Source organism: Streptomyces sp. NBC_01341 (genome assembly GCF_035946055.1).
Classification (GTDB): domain Bacteria; phylum Actinomycetota; class Actinomycetes; order Streptomycetales; family Streptomycetaceae; genus Streptomyces.
In genome coordinates this window covers 6,990,725-7,007,071 of the sequence record NZ_CP108364.1, presented here as the reverse complement: position 1 = coordinate 7,007,071, position 16,347 = coordinate 6,990,725, and the positions used below count along the sequence as shown (strand labels likewise).

Sequence of the window (16,347 nt, the reverse complement as noted above, 5' to 3'; positions counted from 1 at the left end):
ATCGAGGAGTGTCTCGCCATGCCCGGAATCCCCGCCGTCTCACGTCGCTTGCTACTCGGAGGAACACTGGCCACGGGAGCCGCCGCGGCCGGGCTCGGACCCGGCGCTGCCACTGCCGCGGGAGCGGCACCGGCGGAGGCGGTGACCGCTGCCACCCCCGGCCGCCGGCCGGGCCAGAAGTCGATGATCAACGTGCCGTTCGAGCCGTACAGGACAGTCCGGGTGGGTGTGATCGGGCTCGGTAACCGGGGCTCCGGCATGACCACGGGCTGGTCCGTGGTTCCCGGCTGTGTCGTCACAGCCGTGTGCGACATCCGTGCGGACCGCGCCGCGCGCACGGCCGACGGCCTGGTCGCGGCCGGCAAGCCCCGCCCCGCCGAGTACGGCGGATCCGCGGAGGCGTACGCCAAGATGCTGCAGCGTGACGACATCGACCTCGTCTACATCGCCACCCCGTGGGAGTTCCACTTCGAACAGGGCAAGGCCGCTCTCCTGGCCGGTAAGCACGCGGTCGTCGAACTGCCCGTCGCGACCGAACTGCACGAACTGTGGGACCTCGTGGACACCTCGGAGCGCACCCGCAGAAATCTGATGCTGTCGGAGAACTGCAGCTACGGCCGCAACGAGCTGGCCATGCTGAAGATGGCGCACGAGGGGCTGTTCGGCGACGTCACGAACGGCCACGGCGGCTACCTGCACGACCTGCGCGAGCTGCTCTTCTCGGACACGTACTACACCGACGCGTGGCGCCGGCGCTGGCACACCCGCAGTACGGCTTCCTTCTACGCCATGCACGGGCTGGCGCCGGTCGCTGCCGCGATGGACATCAACCGGGGCGACCGGATGACGACACTGAAGGCGACCGCGACCGCCCCGAAGGGACTCGCCGACTACCGGGAGCGCTTCATCCCGAAGTCGCACCCGTCGTGGCGCGAGACGTACATCAACGGCGACCTGGTCAGCTGCGCGATCGAGACGGCCAACGGCAGGACCATCAGGGCCGAGCACGACGTGAGTTCACCCCGTCCGTACAGCCGCATCAATTCGCTGGCCGGCAGCCGCGGCATCTTCGAGGACTACGCCGGCACGTCGACGACCGGCGGACGCATCTACGTCGAACCGGACCACGGCGGCCATTCCTGGCGGGACTTCGACACGTACCTCAAGGAGTTCGACCACTGGCTCTGGAAGAAGATCGGAGACGACGCCGCGAGCAACGGCGGCCACGGTGGCATGGACTACGTACTCCAGTGGCGCACCGTGCAGCTGATGCGCACGGGCCTGGTGCCGGACATCGATGTGTACGACTCGGCCTCCTGGTGCGCACCGGTTCCACTGAGCGTCATGTCCCTGGAGAAGAAGGGCCGCCCGGTACCGGTCCCGGACTTCACACGGGGCAGCTGGGTCAACCTCCGCACCGGTCTCGACTCGCGCAGCACGGACATGCCGCCCGTGTCGTGAGCCTCCGCTCCGGCCGCTCCTCCCCGCCTCCGCCCCTCTGCCCCGCTGTCACCCGAAGGAGCACGTGATGAGACCAGCACGACGGTTCGGTCCGCTCAGAACACTGGCGGCGGTCGCGGCCGTCGGGGTGACCGCCCTCATGCCCGCCCGGACGACGGCGTCCGCCCAGGACATCCCGGCGACAGCCGCTGGCACCGAGGTGACCATCGCCCCCGTGGACCTCGAGGGGCCGGCCATCTCCGCCGTGACGGTCACCGTCAAGAACTCCGGCCCTCAGCGCCTTCGTTCGCTCGCGATCGCCTTCGCCGGACCGAAGGGCTGGGCCGTCCAGCCCTCCGTGCGCAGCGTCGACGGTTCCCTCGGGGCCGGCGCGTCGGCCGACGCGTCGTTCCGGATCCAGGTGCCGGAGAAGCGACCCGGTCTCGTCATCCGTACGTTCACGGCGACCGCGACATACCAGGGTGGCGACGGTCGCGGCACGGCGACCGGCACCCGCACCGAACGCTCCGGCTCACCGCAGGAGAACCTGGCGGCGGCGTACAACAACGTCGGCATCACCGACGAATCGGCGACCGGGCCCGGCGATTACGACGGTGAGGGGAACAGCTTCTCCGCTCAGCGACTGGCGGCGGCCGGCCTGACGCGCGGCGCGAAGGTCGAAGCACTGGGAGCCGAGCTGACCTGGCCGGACGTGGCGGCGGGCACGAAGGACAACGTGTCCAGCGGGGGCCAGGCGGTGAAGCTCACCGGGAAGGGCGGCAAGCTCGTCTTGCTCGGCTCGGGTGTCACGAGCGGCGCGACAGGGAACGCCACCGTCCATTACACCGACGGGACATCGAGCACCGGGACGTTCGGCTTTCCCAACTGGTCCTTCGACCCGGCCGACGCACACGGCGCCGAGCTGGTGAAGTCGACGGACGGTCGCAACCGTCCGGACGGCTACGGCAACGCCACAGTGAAATACCGGGTGTTCGCCCACTCGATCCCGCTCGACCCGTCCAGGACGGCCGAGTTCGTGATCCTGCCCGCCAACGCCAACATCCACATCTTCGACATGGCGATCGCCCCGTGAGTGCGGAGACGGCCACGCCCCCGACCCCGGTCCCAGCCTGAGTGGAGCGTTGGTCGGCTCCGCCGGGGCGCGGAGCCGACCACCCCGATGCGGACGACAGGATGGACCGGGTCGAACCTGTGGTGAGCCGATACGGCGTCAGGAATGGATGGCGAATGACCGCGCACCAGGAACCCCTTCAGCCGTGGACCGTCTATGGGCAGCAGCAGCTGGACCGCGGCTACCTACCTCCCGTGCCGGACCGCATCGACTGGGGCTTCTGGACAGGCGTCGGGCCGGGGGCCGAACTGCTCGGAGACCTGCGCGGCAGGCGTGTACTCGACATCGGCTCCGGCCCCGGCCACCACGCGGTCCACCTGGCCCGGGCACACGGCGCCCTTGTGGACGGCGTCGACGCGTCGCCGACCCAGCACGCGCGCGCCACGAGGACTTTCCCCGCAGAACCGGGAGTCCGTTTCGTCTGCTCGGACATCGCCGAGCACCTGGACCGCGTCGAACCGTACGAGGCCGCGTACGGCGTCCGCACCTTCGGCTGCATCGACCCGCTCCATCTCCTGCCGGCCCTGCGTGACGGATTGGCCGACGGCGCGGTCCTCGTCTTCTCCGCGCTCCACACGAACAGCGAGGGTCGACAGCCATCCGCTTCAGTGGCACCTCGATCCGATTTCATCCGGCTCCGGGGCGAGGAACCCATCCCGGTGCGGATCTGGGCCCTCACCCCCGGCCTGTGGAAGGACCTGCTCGCCGAGCACGGCTTCGCTGTGGAGAGAGTGGATCTGATCCGGGCGCCGGAGCCCGGCAATCCCGTAGTGGTGCAGCTCATCCGCGCGCTGCGTCGGCACACCGGCGACTGACGGCTCGGTACTCGCTCAAGCCCGCACCGATGACGTGTCGCCATGCCCGATCCCGTGCTCGTTCAGCGGGCCCGCGCTCAGACCGAGCCGACGGCACTCCGCCAGCAGACCGGGGAGTGCGGCCAGTGTCGCCCGCCACGCACCCGGCGCACTCCACCCGTCCGCGTCGTGCAGCAGCACAGTGCCACCGCCGGTGAGGTCCGCGAGGACCGAAGCCTCCACCGACCGGGCATCGGCCTCCGCCGTCCAGTCGCGGCCCCATGACGACCACAGCACCGGTCGCAGCCCCGAGCGGCGGGCTGCGGCCAGGCGGCCGCCGCTGAGGATTCCGTACGGGGGCCGGTACCACTGCGGCTCCGTCCCGCAGATCCTCCGTACCGCATCGGCCGTTCGGGCGACCTCGCGCGCGTCTCGCAGTGGCGCGGGGAACCACGGGCGGTCGTGATGCCATCCGTGCACCGCGACCTCGTGCCCCGCCGCCACCAGGGCCCGGCCGAGGGCGGGATGGCGCTCGAGCGACTCGCCGACGACGAAGAAGGTCGCCCGTACGTCGTGATCGGCCAGGGCGCGCAGGAAGTACGGGGTGCTGGCCGGATCCGGCCCGTCGTCGAAGGTCAGCGCCACGTGGTCGGGGCGGCCCCGGCCGTCCAGCCCGGGGCTGAGCCTCCTGCGCACAGGGGGCAGCCAGGTGGCGGCAGGCCCGATGTGCCAGGCCGCCACCAGACCCAACGCGCACGCCGCCACGCCGGACGCACGTCCCGCACTTCCGGTAGCACCACGTCTCACCACCGCTGTGCCTCCTTTCCCGAGACGAGGGGTGATCTGCTCAGATGTACGCACGCGAACGCGATGAGCCCGAGCGACGCCAGTTCGGGAAGCACCCGCCAGCCGAGGGAGATGCTCTCGTCGAACAGCGAGACGCCCAGGATGACGCTCAGCAGCGAGTCGCCGAGCGTGAGCGCGGGCTGTGACGCGGCCAGCGATCCGGCCCGCAGGGTCGCCTGCAGCATCAGGAAGGACGTCAGGCCGACGGCAGCGGCCGTGTACAGCTGCCACCCGGTGAACAGCTCTCCCGGCCCGTCGGGCAGCAGGCCCAGCGTGTCCTTGATCAAGGCCGCGGTGAAGGAGAATCCGATGGCGGTCACCGTACCCAGCACCGCCGCCCGCGCGGAGAACCTCTGCCGTCTGCCCACGAAGATCAGTACGGCCGACACGACCACGGCGGGCACCGCGCTGACCAGCCATCTCTTCGGTGGCACCGTTTCCGTGCCACCGCCCGGTCCGGCGAGCAGGAGGAAGGCCGCCAGACCCAGCGCCATCGCGAGGAAGGCCGCCCAGGTTCCGGCTCCCGGCGGCCACCTGAACACTGCCGCGGCCAGAACGAGCGTGAACAGGAGTTCGGTCGTCATCACCGGCTGCACCACCGCCAGAGGGCCGACCGCCAGGGCGAGGGCCTGTGCCACACCCGAGACGGCGAGCAGCCCCGCCCCCCAGCGCCAGACCCGGAGACGGACGAAGCCGAACCGCCCGGCCGGGCGGCCCCCGGCGGATGTGGACAGGTCGGTCGCGGCTGCACGGCGTTGGAGGACGGACGCCGCCGCGTTCCCGAGGGCGGCCAGCAGAGCCAGCAGGACACAGAGGACGATCATGTGTCACCCCCGACCCCGGGCCGGCCGGGAGCCCGCTCAGCCAAAGCGCATGGCCAGCCTGCGAAAGAGGTTCGGCGCCATGCCCTGCACCCGGGCGGGCGCGCCGAGCCAGCGCGGCACGGTGATCTGGCCCCGGCCGCCGGCCAGGGCTTCCTCGACCGCCGCCGCGACCCGCCCGGCAGGGACCGGCCGCGGCCAGGAACGCGTGTAGGGGGCATCACGGCGGGCGAAGAAAGGTGTCGCCACAGGACCGGGCTGCACCAGGCACAGCTGGACCCCCGTGCCCTGGAGTTCGTAGCGCAGGCTCTCCGCGAAGGGGATGAGTGCTCCCTTCGTCGCCGCGTACGCCGCCTCGCCACGCACGCCGTACCGTCCCGCGACGGAGCCCAGCAGGACGAGCCGGCCCGACCCTCGGGCCACCATCTGCGGCAGTACGAGGCCGACGAGGTGGAGCACGGCGCAGACATTGACGTTCACCAGGCGGTCGACGGTGGCGGGAGTCATGTCCGTGTACGCGCCCGCCCAGCCGAGTCCCGCCGCGGCGACGAGTGCGTCGATTCTGCCGCTGTGCGCCAGTGCCGCCTCGGCGAGCCTCCGGCAGCCCTCCTGGGAGGCCAGGTCCATCGGCAGCGCGGCTCCCCCGGTTCGGGCGGCGACCGCACCGAGCCTGTCCTCGTCCCGCCCGTTCAGCAGCAGTTCCCACCTGTTGCCGGCCGAGAGGCGTGACGCGACCTCCGCGCCGATCCCGGACGAGGCACCGGTGATCAGCACGACCCGCCGTCCGCCGCGGGCAGGCTGCCCCGCCCCGGGCGCGGCGTCGCCGGCTGCGGGGTTGATGCGAGGTGGGGGGCTCGCGCGCATGGGCTTTCCGTCCTCCGTCGCCGCCGACAGGCGAGCTCCTCTCCGAGCCCGCCGACACCGGACCGTCCTGACTCATCCTTCATGGAACCGGCCCACCGGCAAACGCGCGTGACCGCTTCGGGCTAACGACGTGACCTGTCCGGATGTGGCACACCTGCCGTTATACGAAGAATATTCAGGAATGAGCAGGTTCCTGCTAGTCAGTGCCAGCATGGGTGCGGGACATGACGCCGTCGCGCACGAACTGGCCGGGCGGCTGCGCGCGGCCGGCCACCGAACCGCACACGTGGACTTCCTGGACATGCTGCCCGCAGGTGCCGGCCGCGGGCTGCGCGCCGCCTACCGCGCGACCGTACGCCGCTGCCCGTGGGCCTACCAGGCGGTCTACTCGGCGTTCTTCCGTGACCGCGGGGCACCGGGCGGGCGGAGGGGCTGGGCGCCGGACACGGGGCCCTTCGCCGCTGCCCTCGAGTCCCGTCTGCTCGACGTCGTCGACCGCTGGCGGCCGGACGCCCTCGTGCCGACCTTCCACCAGGCCGCTCAGGTCACCGGGCGGCTGCGAGCCGCCCACGGCACGGACTGCCCGCCCAGCGCGGTCGTGGTCACCGACTTCGCCGTACACCGGCAGTGGCTCCATCCGGGGAACGACCTGCACCTGTGTCTGACGGACGCGGCCGCGGCACGGGTCCGCGCATCGATCGGGCGCCCGGCAGAAGTGTGCGGCCCGGTCGTCCCGGCGGCCTTCACCACTGCCGCCCGGACACGTCCGGGTGAACATCCGCCGTCACGGTGGGCGCGCGAAGTGGCGCGGCAGGGCAGGGGCCGGCCGGTGGTGCTCGTGTCGGCCGGAGCCTGGGGGGTGGGGCAGGGGCTGACCGCGACGGCGCGCCTCCTCGCGGGCGCGGATCATCTGCCGGTGCTGCTGTGCGGCAGGGACGAGGGTCTGCGAGTCCGTGCGGCGGGACTCCCGGGCGTCCTCGCCCTGGGCTGGGTGGACGACCTGCCCGACCTGATGGCGGTGTCGAGCGCCCTGGTCGACAACGCGGCGGGGCAGACAGCCGTGCAGGCCCTCGCGGCGGGCGTACCTGTCGTCGGATACCGGCCGATTCCCGGACACGGCGCCGAGGGAGTCGGCGAAATGGCCGCCGCGGGCATCACCGAGCACGCATCCGACGAGAAGGCGCTGCTCGGAGCACTGAACCGCCTGGCACTCCCGGGCCCCGAACGGGAGCGCCGGATCACCGCAGGCCGCGCCGTCTTCACCGCGGACCCTGCCGCACTCCTGGCCCGGTGGGCTGATCCCCGCACCCGCCCGGGGGGCATCGCCGAAGAGGGAGGCGTGAGCCGACGGGCGGCACGGGAACGGCGCGGGACGTCCGGAGCGTGACGCCCGCAGGACATGGCCCCCCTCCCGTCGCCGTGGGATGCCGTCGGACTACAGACGGATGACGACGAGCGCGACGTCGTCGGCGGCACCCCCCGCGATGCCCAGGCGGCTCAGCAGCGAATCGGCGAGCTGGGCGGGAGCGAGGGTGCTGTCCTGGGCCAGGGCTCCGGTCAGCCGGGCCAGGCTGACGTCGATGTCCTCGTTACGGCGCTCGATGAGGCCGTCGGTGTACAGCACGAGGGTGTCCCCGGGGGTGTAGGCCAGCCCCGCCTGAGGGCGCGGGACGTGGTGGAGGCGGGCGCCCAGCGGTGGATCGGTCGCCTGGTCAAGCAACTCGTGGGTCCCGTCGGGGTGGAGCAGCACCGGCGGCGGGTGTCCGGCGTTGCTGTAGATGATCAGACTGCTGCGCGTGTCGATCAGTACCTTGACCGCGGTCGCGGCCGTCGCACCCTCCAGGGACCGGGCATAGAGTCCGAGGACTTCCAGGGCCTGTGCCGGGCTGGGGATGGCACGGATGACCGCGCTCAGGGCGCTGCGGAGCATACCCATCACCGCCGCGGCCTGCAGCCCGTGACCGACGACATCTCCAACGGCTGCCGCGAAGCGGTCGGGCGGCAGATCGACGACGTCGTACCAGTCCCCGCACACGTTCAACGACGTCGTCGCCGGCAGATAGCGCACGGCGATGCTGTCGTCGTGCCGGTCCAGGTCCGGGACGGTGAGCATGGCTTCCTGCAAGGTGACGGCGACCCGTCGTTCACGGGCGTTGGACTCACGCAGCTTCTCGTTGAGCCTCTGGAGTTCGTCGGCCCGGACGCACAACTCGGCCGCCATTCCCTGTTCCTGACCACTGAACTCCTCGGTGAGCCGCCGCGCCCGGCGGGAGCGGACGAAGGCCGTGACGTCCTCGGCCCGTTGGACGACAAGCTTCACCTCGCCGTCGGATCCGCGCAGGGGTGTGTGAATCGTGGACCACCAGCGCTCCTCGAAACCGCCCGGCTCGTCCGGGGCGGGAATGTCGTAACGCTGGAGCACCAAGGTGTCCGGTTTCCCGGTCTCGAGGACCATGCGCATCGACGCCTTCAGATTCCGTTGTGCGTCCCCGGTGCCACCGGGGCGTTCGGGGAGGGCGTCGAAGAAGTACGTGCCGATGAGCTGGTCCCGGGTCCGGCCCATGCTGTGCAGGTACGCCCGGTTGACATAGCAGATACTCAGGTCCGTATCGAGCACCACGTAGGGGCTCGGCGTGGCGTCGAAGAATTCCGTGAGATCAATGTCGATCGTCATCACGCGCTCTCCATGGCTGTGGAGCGCTGCCTTTCCCTCCAATCTACGCGCGATCCTCCGACCGGGCTCGAGTACCGGGACCGTCGGCGGATCGCGTGTGTGCCCGCCGTGGTGTGTCACTGCGCGATGTGTCACTGCGCCGTGATGACGATGACGTCGTCGTCCGCGCCCCACCGACGGGCAGTCGCCTTGGAGGGATTCACGTGGACCCGGTGGCCCCGGTCCCGCGCGGGGTCACGAGTCCGGAATCCGATGGCGCACTCCCCGCGGCGCGAAGCCGATTCGACGACCGTGGCGAACGAGGCGTGGCCTCCCTCTCGGATGTAGTCACCGGACGGTCTGAGGTGGATCCCGTTGCCGCCGGGGGCGAGGAGGCTCTCGAATACGTCGGCGAGGAGCGAGTTCTGGGAGATCTGAGCCATCAGGAGTCCGATCAGCTTGCCGCTGACGACGAAGTCGGCACCCGGGCCGGCTGGTGCGATCGACCTGTTGCGGTCGTCGGTCATCTCGGTGACCACGGAGACCGGGCGGCCCGTTCCCTCTCCGAGGGCGCGCAGGAGCAGCAGGGTGACCAGCGCGCGGTCGTCCGGCGATCCGGTCCCCGCCGGGTGGTCGGGCCCCAGAACGATGACGCCGTCGTACGCGGCGGGGAACAGGGCGTTCACCGTCTCGGGGAGAGCCGGATCTCCGCGGTGAAAGGTGATCTGCAGGCCGGTGGCCTCGACGGCCCCCCTCCGCACCTCCCTGCGCGCCGTGTCCGCGTTCTCGGTCACCACGTGGAGGACGGTGCCTGCCGTCGCGTGGCCGGACAGGTGGTCGACGATGCGCCGCGCCCTTCGGTTCCACCCGAGCAGGAGCAGCCGTTCGGGCCTCGACCGCGTCACCGGGCCCGACACGATCAGCGACTCGTCGAAAGCCGCCGGCACGTCGGTCGCCGACGCCGCGCCGTCGTCCCGCGCGATGACGACGAGTTTGTCTCCGGGGCGGACGGCCGAGTCCCGCGCCGGGTTCAGACGCACCGCTCCGTCCGCACCCACCAGGCCGACCACGCTGGCGGTGGGATGGAACAGCACCACCTGCCCGAAGGTGCGGCCTGCCTGTGCCCGGGCATCGATGACGTGGAACTCGTCCCCCGCGAAGTCGAACAGCTCCTGGTAGACGAGAGAGAGGCCGGGCTGCCGCACACACTGTGAGACCAGGCGGGCGGTGATGTCGTCGATCTCGAGGACGACCGCGTTCGCGCCCGCAGCGAGCCGGGCGGCGAGCCGGTAGCGCTCGTCCCGGACCACGGCCACGATCCTCACACTGCAGTCGTCGCCGACCAACGCCCTCAGCGCCAGGAGGGTCTTCACGACTTCCGCGTCCTCGTCCGGCTCGTCCCGGGGAAGCACCAGCACGACGTCGGCCGTGCCGGGGCTGACCCGTGCGAGTGCCACCGGGTCGGTGGCACGCCCGTTACGGCAGATGATCCGTGTTCGCCCGGTCTCACCCACCTCGGCCCTCAGTTCTTCCTCCATCTCGGTCTTGTCCAGGTCGGCCAGCACCGCGATCGCCCTCTGCCGCCCGCTCGTGTCGGCGGCGACGAGTTCGGCCGCCACCGTGTGGATCTGCGCCGACCAGCCGAGCACCACCGTGTGTCCCTGCTCCAGCACCGTGGAGTGTCCCAGCCGCAGGGCCACCAGTTCCTCGGTGATCGCCGTGGTGATGAGACTGACGAGGGTGGAGACGTAGAAGAGGGCCACCAGGGCCAGCAGTACCGAGAGCGCGACGCGCAGGGGTGAGCCGACCTCGCCGCCCAGCCTGAGCGTCTGCCCGACGGTCCGCCACACCGCCGCGGCCTTGGCCCACGGCGCGTGGGGGGCGCTGTCGTCCGTCCAGACCAGGACGGAACTCACGGGGACGACGATGGCGAGGCAGGCGACGGCGAGCCAGCCGATGAGAGCGGCCACACCGCCGGTCAGTGTGTTGTCGAACCAGTACCGCACGTGATCGGTCCACGGGGGCCGGCGAGTGTCCTCGGCCTTCAGGCGCACCGCGGCCAGCGGTGCGCGCTTCGGCTGTCGCTGTCTGCCCACCCGGGCGCTGCCGGCGTGGGGGCGCCGGTCGGCACCACCTCTTGTCCTCTGCACAGGAGCAGCGTGAGGAATCGGTGTCCCCGGCACGTGGATATCGGGCCGGGGTTCATCCTTTCGGGATGCGTTGCCAGGGGCACGTTCCGGCCCGGGGGGAGCACGCCGGTCGAGGCAGCGCGACGGAGCCGTCGGTCCAGGGTGCCGGACCCGCTTCGGCGAGGAAGACGGCGAGGCGTGGGGGGCTGGTGTGCGCGCCTGGTCCGAGGGGCCCGCCAGGCGCATCCCCCTGCAGTCGGCCGAGCGCACTGCGACCTGAACCTCGGGCGCCCGGGCGGGTGATGGCCGTCGGACACCTGACCCGCTGCCTGACGGCGGGCTATCGGATGCGGCCTCGCGGGACTCCCCCGCACCCGACCGGCCGCCCCACCCCGACAAGGCGGCAGAACAGCGTGAGCTCTACCGTGATCCGCCTCGTCGAGCCGTCCGACGGCCCCGCACTCGCGGACCTGCTCGACCGGGACAAGCAGGTCCGTGCTCGCCTGCTGCCCGCGCGGCCGGCGGAGTTCTACACGCCCGACGGGCAGGCCTCGGTCATCACATCCCTTCTGGCCTCCCATGGCAACGGGCTGGCCTGGCCGGGCGTGGTGGTCCTGGACGGGACCGTCATCGGGCAGATCGGCATCAGCTCGATCCTGCGCGGCTCGTTCCAGACACGGATTCAGCCCCTGGGGCATCGCCCAGGGCTTCGGCGTAGTTGCGTGATGTCTGATTTGTGATCATATGATGCCGAGCAAGGCGGCGGGCGGGACCGGGGATGATGCGACGGCAGGCACGGGCTTCCGTAGGGATCACTGGACTCGACACCCACATAATCTCGGAAGCCCGCGCCTGCCCTGCATCCAGGACTCCAGCAACGCGCACCAGGACAACACGCTCAAACCGCAACTGCGCCGAAGCCCTGGTCAGACTTGGAGCAAGTGCGCGCTACGTGGCAGCTCGCGACCGGCCGCGAAGAAGCCGTGATGATCTCTGAACGCTATCGGTTATCTGCTCCCAGATGACTGATCCCAGAGTGGGTCAGCCGGTCGCCTTCGAGCAGTCGACCCAGGCGACGAGGTCGGTGCTGAAGTCGGGATCGTTGACGTGGACGACGCCGAACCTGATGTGCTGTCCCTGGGACAGGGGCTTGAGACAGTCGATCGGGCTGCGGTCGTGCCAGGTGCCGTTGGTGTCCTTCCACGGCACGGCGCCGAGCCCGAAGCTTCTTCCCGGCTGGTGACCGTCGAGGGAGACCCCGAACTTGTCTCCGTTGACCCCGACTGCCGAAACCGTGCCCTGGAACACCTGCGGGGTCGCAGTATCCGTCGGTAGCGTGTGGCCAATCCCGAATCCGACACCGGCGACCACCAGGCCCGCGACTACCAGCAGCGCCGACTTCGACTTGGTCTTGTGTATTTCCATCCGCGCAACATACGCGGATTCCGTCAGCGCCGCGCCTGGTCGGCGTGACGGGCGTGTGCCTTCCTGAACACGTTCACCTTGAAGTTGATCGCGATGTCAGGCAGGGCTCACCTCGCCCCGGGTCCCCGGGCCGGCCTGGCGAGCTGAACAGGAGGACTTGACAGAGAACTCCACCAACGCGCACCAGGACAACACGCTCAAACCTCAACTACGCCGAAGCTCTGGGGCATCGCCCATGACCACTTCTACGCCGACGGCGCATGGCGCGACGAACTGTTCTGGGAGAAGAGGCTGTCTGCGGCCATTCATTCCCCCGGTCTCGAAAAAGGCCCGCACAACTGAACTCCGGAGTCCGCCGGCAGGCGTTCCCGTGCCCATGAAACAGGCTCACGCAGCTGGAATTCGTGTGACAACACGACTCTGCGCGTCATTGGGCGAGTCTCTGATCCGGCACGGACATCGGGCATTAGCGTCACGACCCATGGCCTCCCCCACCCGGTTCACCCTGACCGAACATTCCCCCACCCTGTGGCGCGTGACCTTCAACAATCCTCCGGTCAATCTCGTCGACTCGACCATGACGAGCGAACTCAACGAGGTTTTCACGCGCGCGGAGAAGAGCGATCGCGTCGCGATCATCGTCTTCGACAGCGCCGACCCCGAGTTCTTCATGGCGCACTACGATCTGTCGGCCAAGGACGAACTCGACCACGTCCTCGCCCACCCGGAGGAAGTCCATCCCTACACGGCCCTCCTGACCCGTCTCACCAAACTGCCCTTCGCCACCCTCTCTTCCATCAGGGGAATCGCGCGCGGCGCCGGAAGTGAGTTCCTGCTCGCGACCGACATGCGTTTCGCCAGCCGCGAGAAAGCGGTATTCGGTCAGTTCGAGATCGGCATGAGCGCCATCGCGGGCGGCGGTCCCGCCACACGGCTCCCCGGACTGGTCGGACGGGGCCGGACCTTCGAGATCCTCTACGGCGGCCTCGATCTCGACGGGGCACGCGCCGAGCAGTACGGATATGTCAACCGGGCCTTCCCCGACGCCGAACTCGACTCCTTCGTCGATGAGTTGGCATCTCGTATCTCCTCCTTCGACCTGCAGACGATCAGGGACATCAAGCGGTTCGTGAATGTCGCCACCCTCCGGCCGGACGCCGAGTTCAAGGACCAGATGGACGCGTTCTGGGCCGCGGTGAACCGTCCCGCGCAGCAACACGTCGCAGGCAAGCTGTTCGAGGCCGGACTCCAGCAGCGAAGTGAACTGGAACGCGACCTCCCCCAGTGGGTGACGCGCTTTCAGTACCGCTCCGGAGCCGACGAAGGAAAGTAGTCCTCCGCCTGGACGGACGCCACCGGCCCGTCCGGACCTCCCGACGTCCTCGCTCGAGTCGCAGCGGGTGCCGCCGCGGATCGGCGCCCCGTGACCTCATGACGCCGGTTCCGCCTCACGGAGCCCGCGTCGTGCCGGCACCCCCGCACCGAGCCGGCACGACGGGCTGTGCGAGCACCCGCCGGTGACACGGCCGACCCTAGGAGCCATGATGGCTGTTGAAATTCCCCCCTTGGTCAAGCCCTCACGGCTGAGACGTCGAGGAGGGCTGCTCGGCGAGTGCCTGGCGGAATTCCTCGGCATGTTCGTCCTGATCTCCTTCGGGTGCGGGGTGGCGGCCATGGCGGTCGCGGCTCTCCCGGGTTCGGGGCGCACGGCAGGACCCACGACGAGCTTCCTGGCAGCGGGCGACTGGGTCATGCCCGCACTCGGTTGGGGCCTGGCCGTGACGCTCGGCATCTACGTCGCCGGAGGGGTCAGCGGCGCCCACCTCAACCCGGCGGTCACTCTCGCTTTCGCGGTACGCCGCCGGTTCCCCTGGCCGAAGGTGATCCCTTACATCGCCGCCCAGGTGGTCGGGGCCTTCGCCGGTGCGGCGCTGGTGTACGCGGTCTACCACGACGCGATCAACGCGCTGGACCTGGCGATGAAGGGGCCGAAGACGAACGGGCACACGCTCGCCACCTTCTCCATCTTCGGCACCTTCCCCGCGTCGTACTTCCACGGGGGGATCTGGGGCCCGTTCGTCGATCAGGTCGTCGGCGCCGGGTTCATGCTCGTGTTCGTGATGGCGGTCATCGACCTCCGCAACCCTGCGGTGAGGGTCTCGCTCGGGCCGGTCCTGATCGGCCTTGCGGTCGTGGCGATCGGCCTGTCGTACGGTGCGAACGCCGGCTACGCGATCAACCCGGCGCGCGACCTCGGCCCCCGCCTGTTCGCCTGGGCACTCGGTTGGCAGGAACTCGCCATGCCGGGCACGCTGCCGGGGGCCTTCAGCGACTACTTCTGGATTCCTCTCGTCGCACCCCTGGTCGGCGGTGTCGCCGGGGTGCTGCTCTACGACCTCTTCATCGGGGACGCGCTGTTCACCCGTACGCAGATGGCCAAGCCGCCGGAGGTCGGTTGCACCCGGCCCGTGACGAGCGCGAAGGGCTGACACCCGGAGCACGACCGCGTCCGGCCCTGACGGCCCGCGCGGTCACTCCCGCGGGTACGCCGACGGCGATTGACCCGTTCCCGGTGCTTGTCGCGGACGCCCCCTGCCCCGACGATGGGAGCCAGGCGGGCAGGGACGGGAGGGCGAGTTGACGGACCCCTGGGTGGCTCTGCCCCCGGACGCCGATCCCGGCACCCGGCTCGGTGAACTACGCCGCGCACACGAGGTGTTCACCTCCGGCGGCCGGTTGGAGACACCGGTACGGTCCGTGGTCGGCCAGTCGTGGCGGCGGTCCGCTCGGGCGCGGGTCAGCCCGGACGGTGCGGCGCTTGTCGAACTCCGCGCGGACGAGCTCGGGCCTTACCGGGACGCACATCCCCTGGCACGCGTCATGCCGATGATCCGTGAACTCATGGGTGCCTACGCGATGGACGGCGAGCATCTCCTCGCGGTCTGCGATGCGCACGGCCGGCTGCTGTGGGTGGAAGGACACGCCCGGGCGCGCCGTCGCGCGGAGCGGATGAACTTCGTGGAAGGCGCCCGCTGGGCCGAGTCGGAGGCCGGGACGAACGCACCCGGCACAGCTCTCGCGGTCGACCGCCCGGTCCAGGTGTTCGCGGCCGAGCACTTTCTGCGGCCGGTCCAGCAGTGGACGTGCGCGGCGGCCCCGCTGCACGACCCGCACACGGGCCGGGTGCTCGGCGCCGTCGACATCACCGGAGGCAACGGGCTCGCTCATCCGCACAGCCTGGCGTTCGTACACGCCGTGGCCCGGGCAGCCGAGTCCCAGCTCGCGCTCGTCGCGCCAGAGCCCACAGGAGCGGCGGTGCGGCTCTCCGCGCTCGGGAGGGACGAGGCACTCTCTCTGGCATCGTCGTACATCTCCGCCACCAAGGCGCGTGCAGACGCGGGATCGCCCTCGGCAGCTGCCGCGCGGGCCGACTGCAACGTGGAGCGCAGTCGTGTACGGACCTGAGGATCCTCGCCAGTCCGGGCGTTCAGATAGCCGGACCACACATCGAACGCCTTGCTCAACTCGGCATCCAGCATGATCTTGTGCACGTCCGGCACTCCGCACCGCTCCTCCGTCGGGCCCGTCCCGGCATGGACGGCAGCGGACAGGACAGGACGGGAACTGGGCGGGACGCCTGCGAATTACCTGGTGCGGGGTGCAGGAGCCACGCGTCAACTGAGATGCGCACCTCTGCCACCCAAGTGCGCAGGTGCCGACGGCAGCCGAGGACGCGACGGACGGGATCGACCGGGACGTGTCGGCGGACTCGACAGCGATACGAGCCCACCAGCACGCCGCCGGCGCGAGGAAGGCACCTCAGGCCGCCGTTCCTCGAAAGGGGGCCGAGCGAGGGACGAACCAGGCTGATCCGGCACTGCGGAGACTGGTCCCCCCGTCTGGAGGAGGTGGTCAGATCGGCGAGTGTCCGGGACGTTCCCGCGGCGGATTCACCGCCAGGATCCGCCTTGCCGCCGAGGGGCGATTCCGGCCCTCGCGTTCGTCGGCCGGCCTACCTGTTGCACATGCGAAGCGAAGGATGTGACACAGACACATCGGCCACCCGTAAGTGTTCATCAACTATCGTGTGTACGAGGGTTTTTACGGGCACGTTGCGTGCGTCGCCCCCGGTCAGCCGCATGGTGGCCAGGCGTCACATCCCGGGTGGACGTGGTGCCGCAACAGGCAACGTACTTCTGCTGCGGGACGATGCCTGACGCGACACTGGGCACGGCCACTCCCC

Annotated in this window: 13 protein-coding genes and 1 pseudogene; 8 read left to right on the top strand and 6 right to left on the bottom strand. The window is 70.2% G+C overall.

Annotated elements, in window-relative coordinates; translation table 11 throughout:
* Positions 1 to 18: 18 nt before the first annotated feature.
* The 3 genes from OG206_RS30780 (at position 19) to OG206_RS30770 (ending at position 3,387) form a co-directional block, all read left to right on the top strand.
* Positions 19 to 1,461 (top strand): Gfo/Idh/MocA family protein, encoded by a 1,443-nt coding sequence (locus OG206_RS30780; RefSeq protein WP_327121860.1) that lies wholly within the window; start codon positions 19 to 21, stop codon positions 1,459 to 1,461.
* A 67-nt stretch (positions 1,462 to 1,528) separates the two neighbouring features.
* Entirely contained in the window at positions 1,529 to 2,533 is a 1,005-nt protein-coding gene (locus tag OG206_RS30775) for an NEW3 domain-containing protein (protein ID WP_327121859.1), read from the top strand.
* Between the two features lie 155 nt (positions 2,534 to 2,688).
* Positions 2,689 to 3,387, top strand: coding sequence for a class I SAM-dependent methyltransferase (locus OG206_RS30770; RefSeq protein WP_327121858.1), 699 nt, complete (start codon positions 2,689 to 2,691; stop codon positions 3,385 to 3,387).
* Between the two features lie 15 nt (positions 3,388 to 3,402).
* Here the strand turns inward: OG206_RS30770 and OG206_RS30765 are convergent, their stop codons facing one another.
* The 3 genes from OG206_RS30765 to OG206_RS30755 are packed head-to-tail and all read right to left on the bottom strand — an operon-like array spanning position 3,403 to position 5,897.
* Entirely contained in the window at positions 3,403 to 4,173 is a 771-nt protein-coding gene (locus OG206_RS30765; protein ID WP_442805922.1) for a polysaccharide deacetylase family protein, read from the bottom strand.
* The gene (locus OG206_RS30760; RefSeq protein ID WP_327121857.1) at positions 4,170 to 5,036 is read right to left on the bottom strand and encodes a DMT family transporter; all 867 of its coding nucleotides are present in this window, start codon (positions 5,034 to 5,036) and stop codon (positions 4,170 to 4,172) included. Before OG206_RS30760 ends, OG206_RS30765 begins: the two co-directional genes overlap by 4 nt.
* 36 nt (positions 5,037 to 5,072) lie before the next feature.
* Positions 5,073 to 5,897: an SDR family NAD(P)-dependent oxidoreductase gene (locus OG206_RS30755; protein ID WP_327121856.1), complete on the bottom strand. Its 825-nt coding sequence runs from the start codon at positions 5,895 to 5,897 to the stop codon at positions 5,073 to 5,075.
* A 181-nt stretch (positions 5,898 to 6,078) separates the two neighbouring features.
* Between OG206_RS30755 and OG206_RS30750 the strand changes: the two genes are divergently transcribed.
* Positions 6,079 to 7,284 carry an MGDG synthase family glycosyltransferase gene (locus OG206_RS30750; protein ID WP_327121855.1) on the top strand — a complete coding sequence of 402 codons (1,206 nt, stop codon included), beginning with the start codon at positions 6,079 to 6,081 and terminating at the stop codon, positions 7,282 to 7,284.
* A gap of 48 nt (positions 7,285 to 7,332) precedes the next feature.
* Here OG206_RS30750 and OG206_RS30745 read toward each other — a convergent pair whose 3' ends face one another.
* Together OG206_RS30745 and OG206_RS30740 are read right to left on the bottom strand one after the other, a co-directional pair.
* The gene (locus OG206_RS30745) at positions 7,333 to 8,571 is read right to left on the bottom strand and encodes a SpoIIE family protein phosphatase (protein WP_327121854.1); all 1,239 of its coding nucleotides are present in this window, start codon (positions 8,569 to 8,571) and stop codon (positions 7,333 to 7,335) included.
* Positions 8,572 to 8,702: 131 nt separating this feature from the next.
* Positions 8,703 to 10,700: a CASTOR/POLLUX-related putative ion channel gene (locus OG206_RS30740; RefSeq protein WP_327121853.1), complete on the bottom strand. Its 1,998-nt coding sequence runs from the start codon at positions 10,698 to 10,700 to the stop codon at positions 8,703 to 8,705.
* 392 nt (positions 10,701 to 11,092) lie between these two features.
* On the opposite strand from OG206_RS30740, the gene OG206_RS30735 reads away from it, so the two are divergent.
* Positions 11,093 to 11,419 carry a GNAT family N-acetyltransferase gene (locus OG206_RS30735; protein ID WP_327121852.1) on the top strand — a complete coding sequence of 109 codons (327 nt, stop codon included), beginning with the start codon at positions 11,093 to 11,095 and terminating at the stop codon, positions 11,417 to 11,419.
* Between the two features lie 301 nt (positions 11,420 to 11,720).
* Here the strand turns inward: OG206_RS30735 and OG206_RS30730 are convergent, their stop codons facing one another.
* Complete coding sequence (locus OG206_RS30730; protein WP_327121851.1) at positions 11,721 to 12,104, bottom strand: hypothetical protein; 384 nt, start codon at positions 12,102 to 12,104, stop codon at positions 11,721 to 11,723.
* Between the two features lie 481 nt (positions 12,105 to 12,585).
* Here OG206_RS30730 and OG206_RS30725 point away from each other — a divergent pair, with 481 nt between their 5' ends.
* From OG206_RS30725 to OG206_RS30715, 3 genes and pseudogenes are all read left to right on the top strand, one after another.
* Complete coding sequence (locus OG206_RS30725; protein ID WP_327121850.1) at positions 12,586 to 13,437, top strand: enoyl-CoA hydratase/isomerase family protein; 852 nt, start codon at positions 12,586 to 12,588, stop codon at positions 13,435 to 13,437.
* A gap of 211 nt (positions 13,438 to 13,648) precedes the next feature.
* Positions 13,649 to 14,593, top strand: a complete 945-nt coding sequence (locus OG206_RS30720; RefSeq protein ID WP_327122449.1) for an MIP/aquaporin family protein — start codon at positions 13,649 to 13,651, stop codon at positions 14,591 to 14,593.
* A 148-nt stretch (positions 14,594 to 14,741) separates the two neighbouring features.
* Positions 14,742 to 15,455 (top strand): annotated as a pseudogene (locus OG206_RS30715) (GAF domain-containing protein); the annotation flags it as partial.
* Between the last annotated feature and the right edge of the window lie 892 nt (positions 15,456 to 16,347).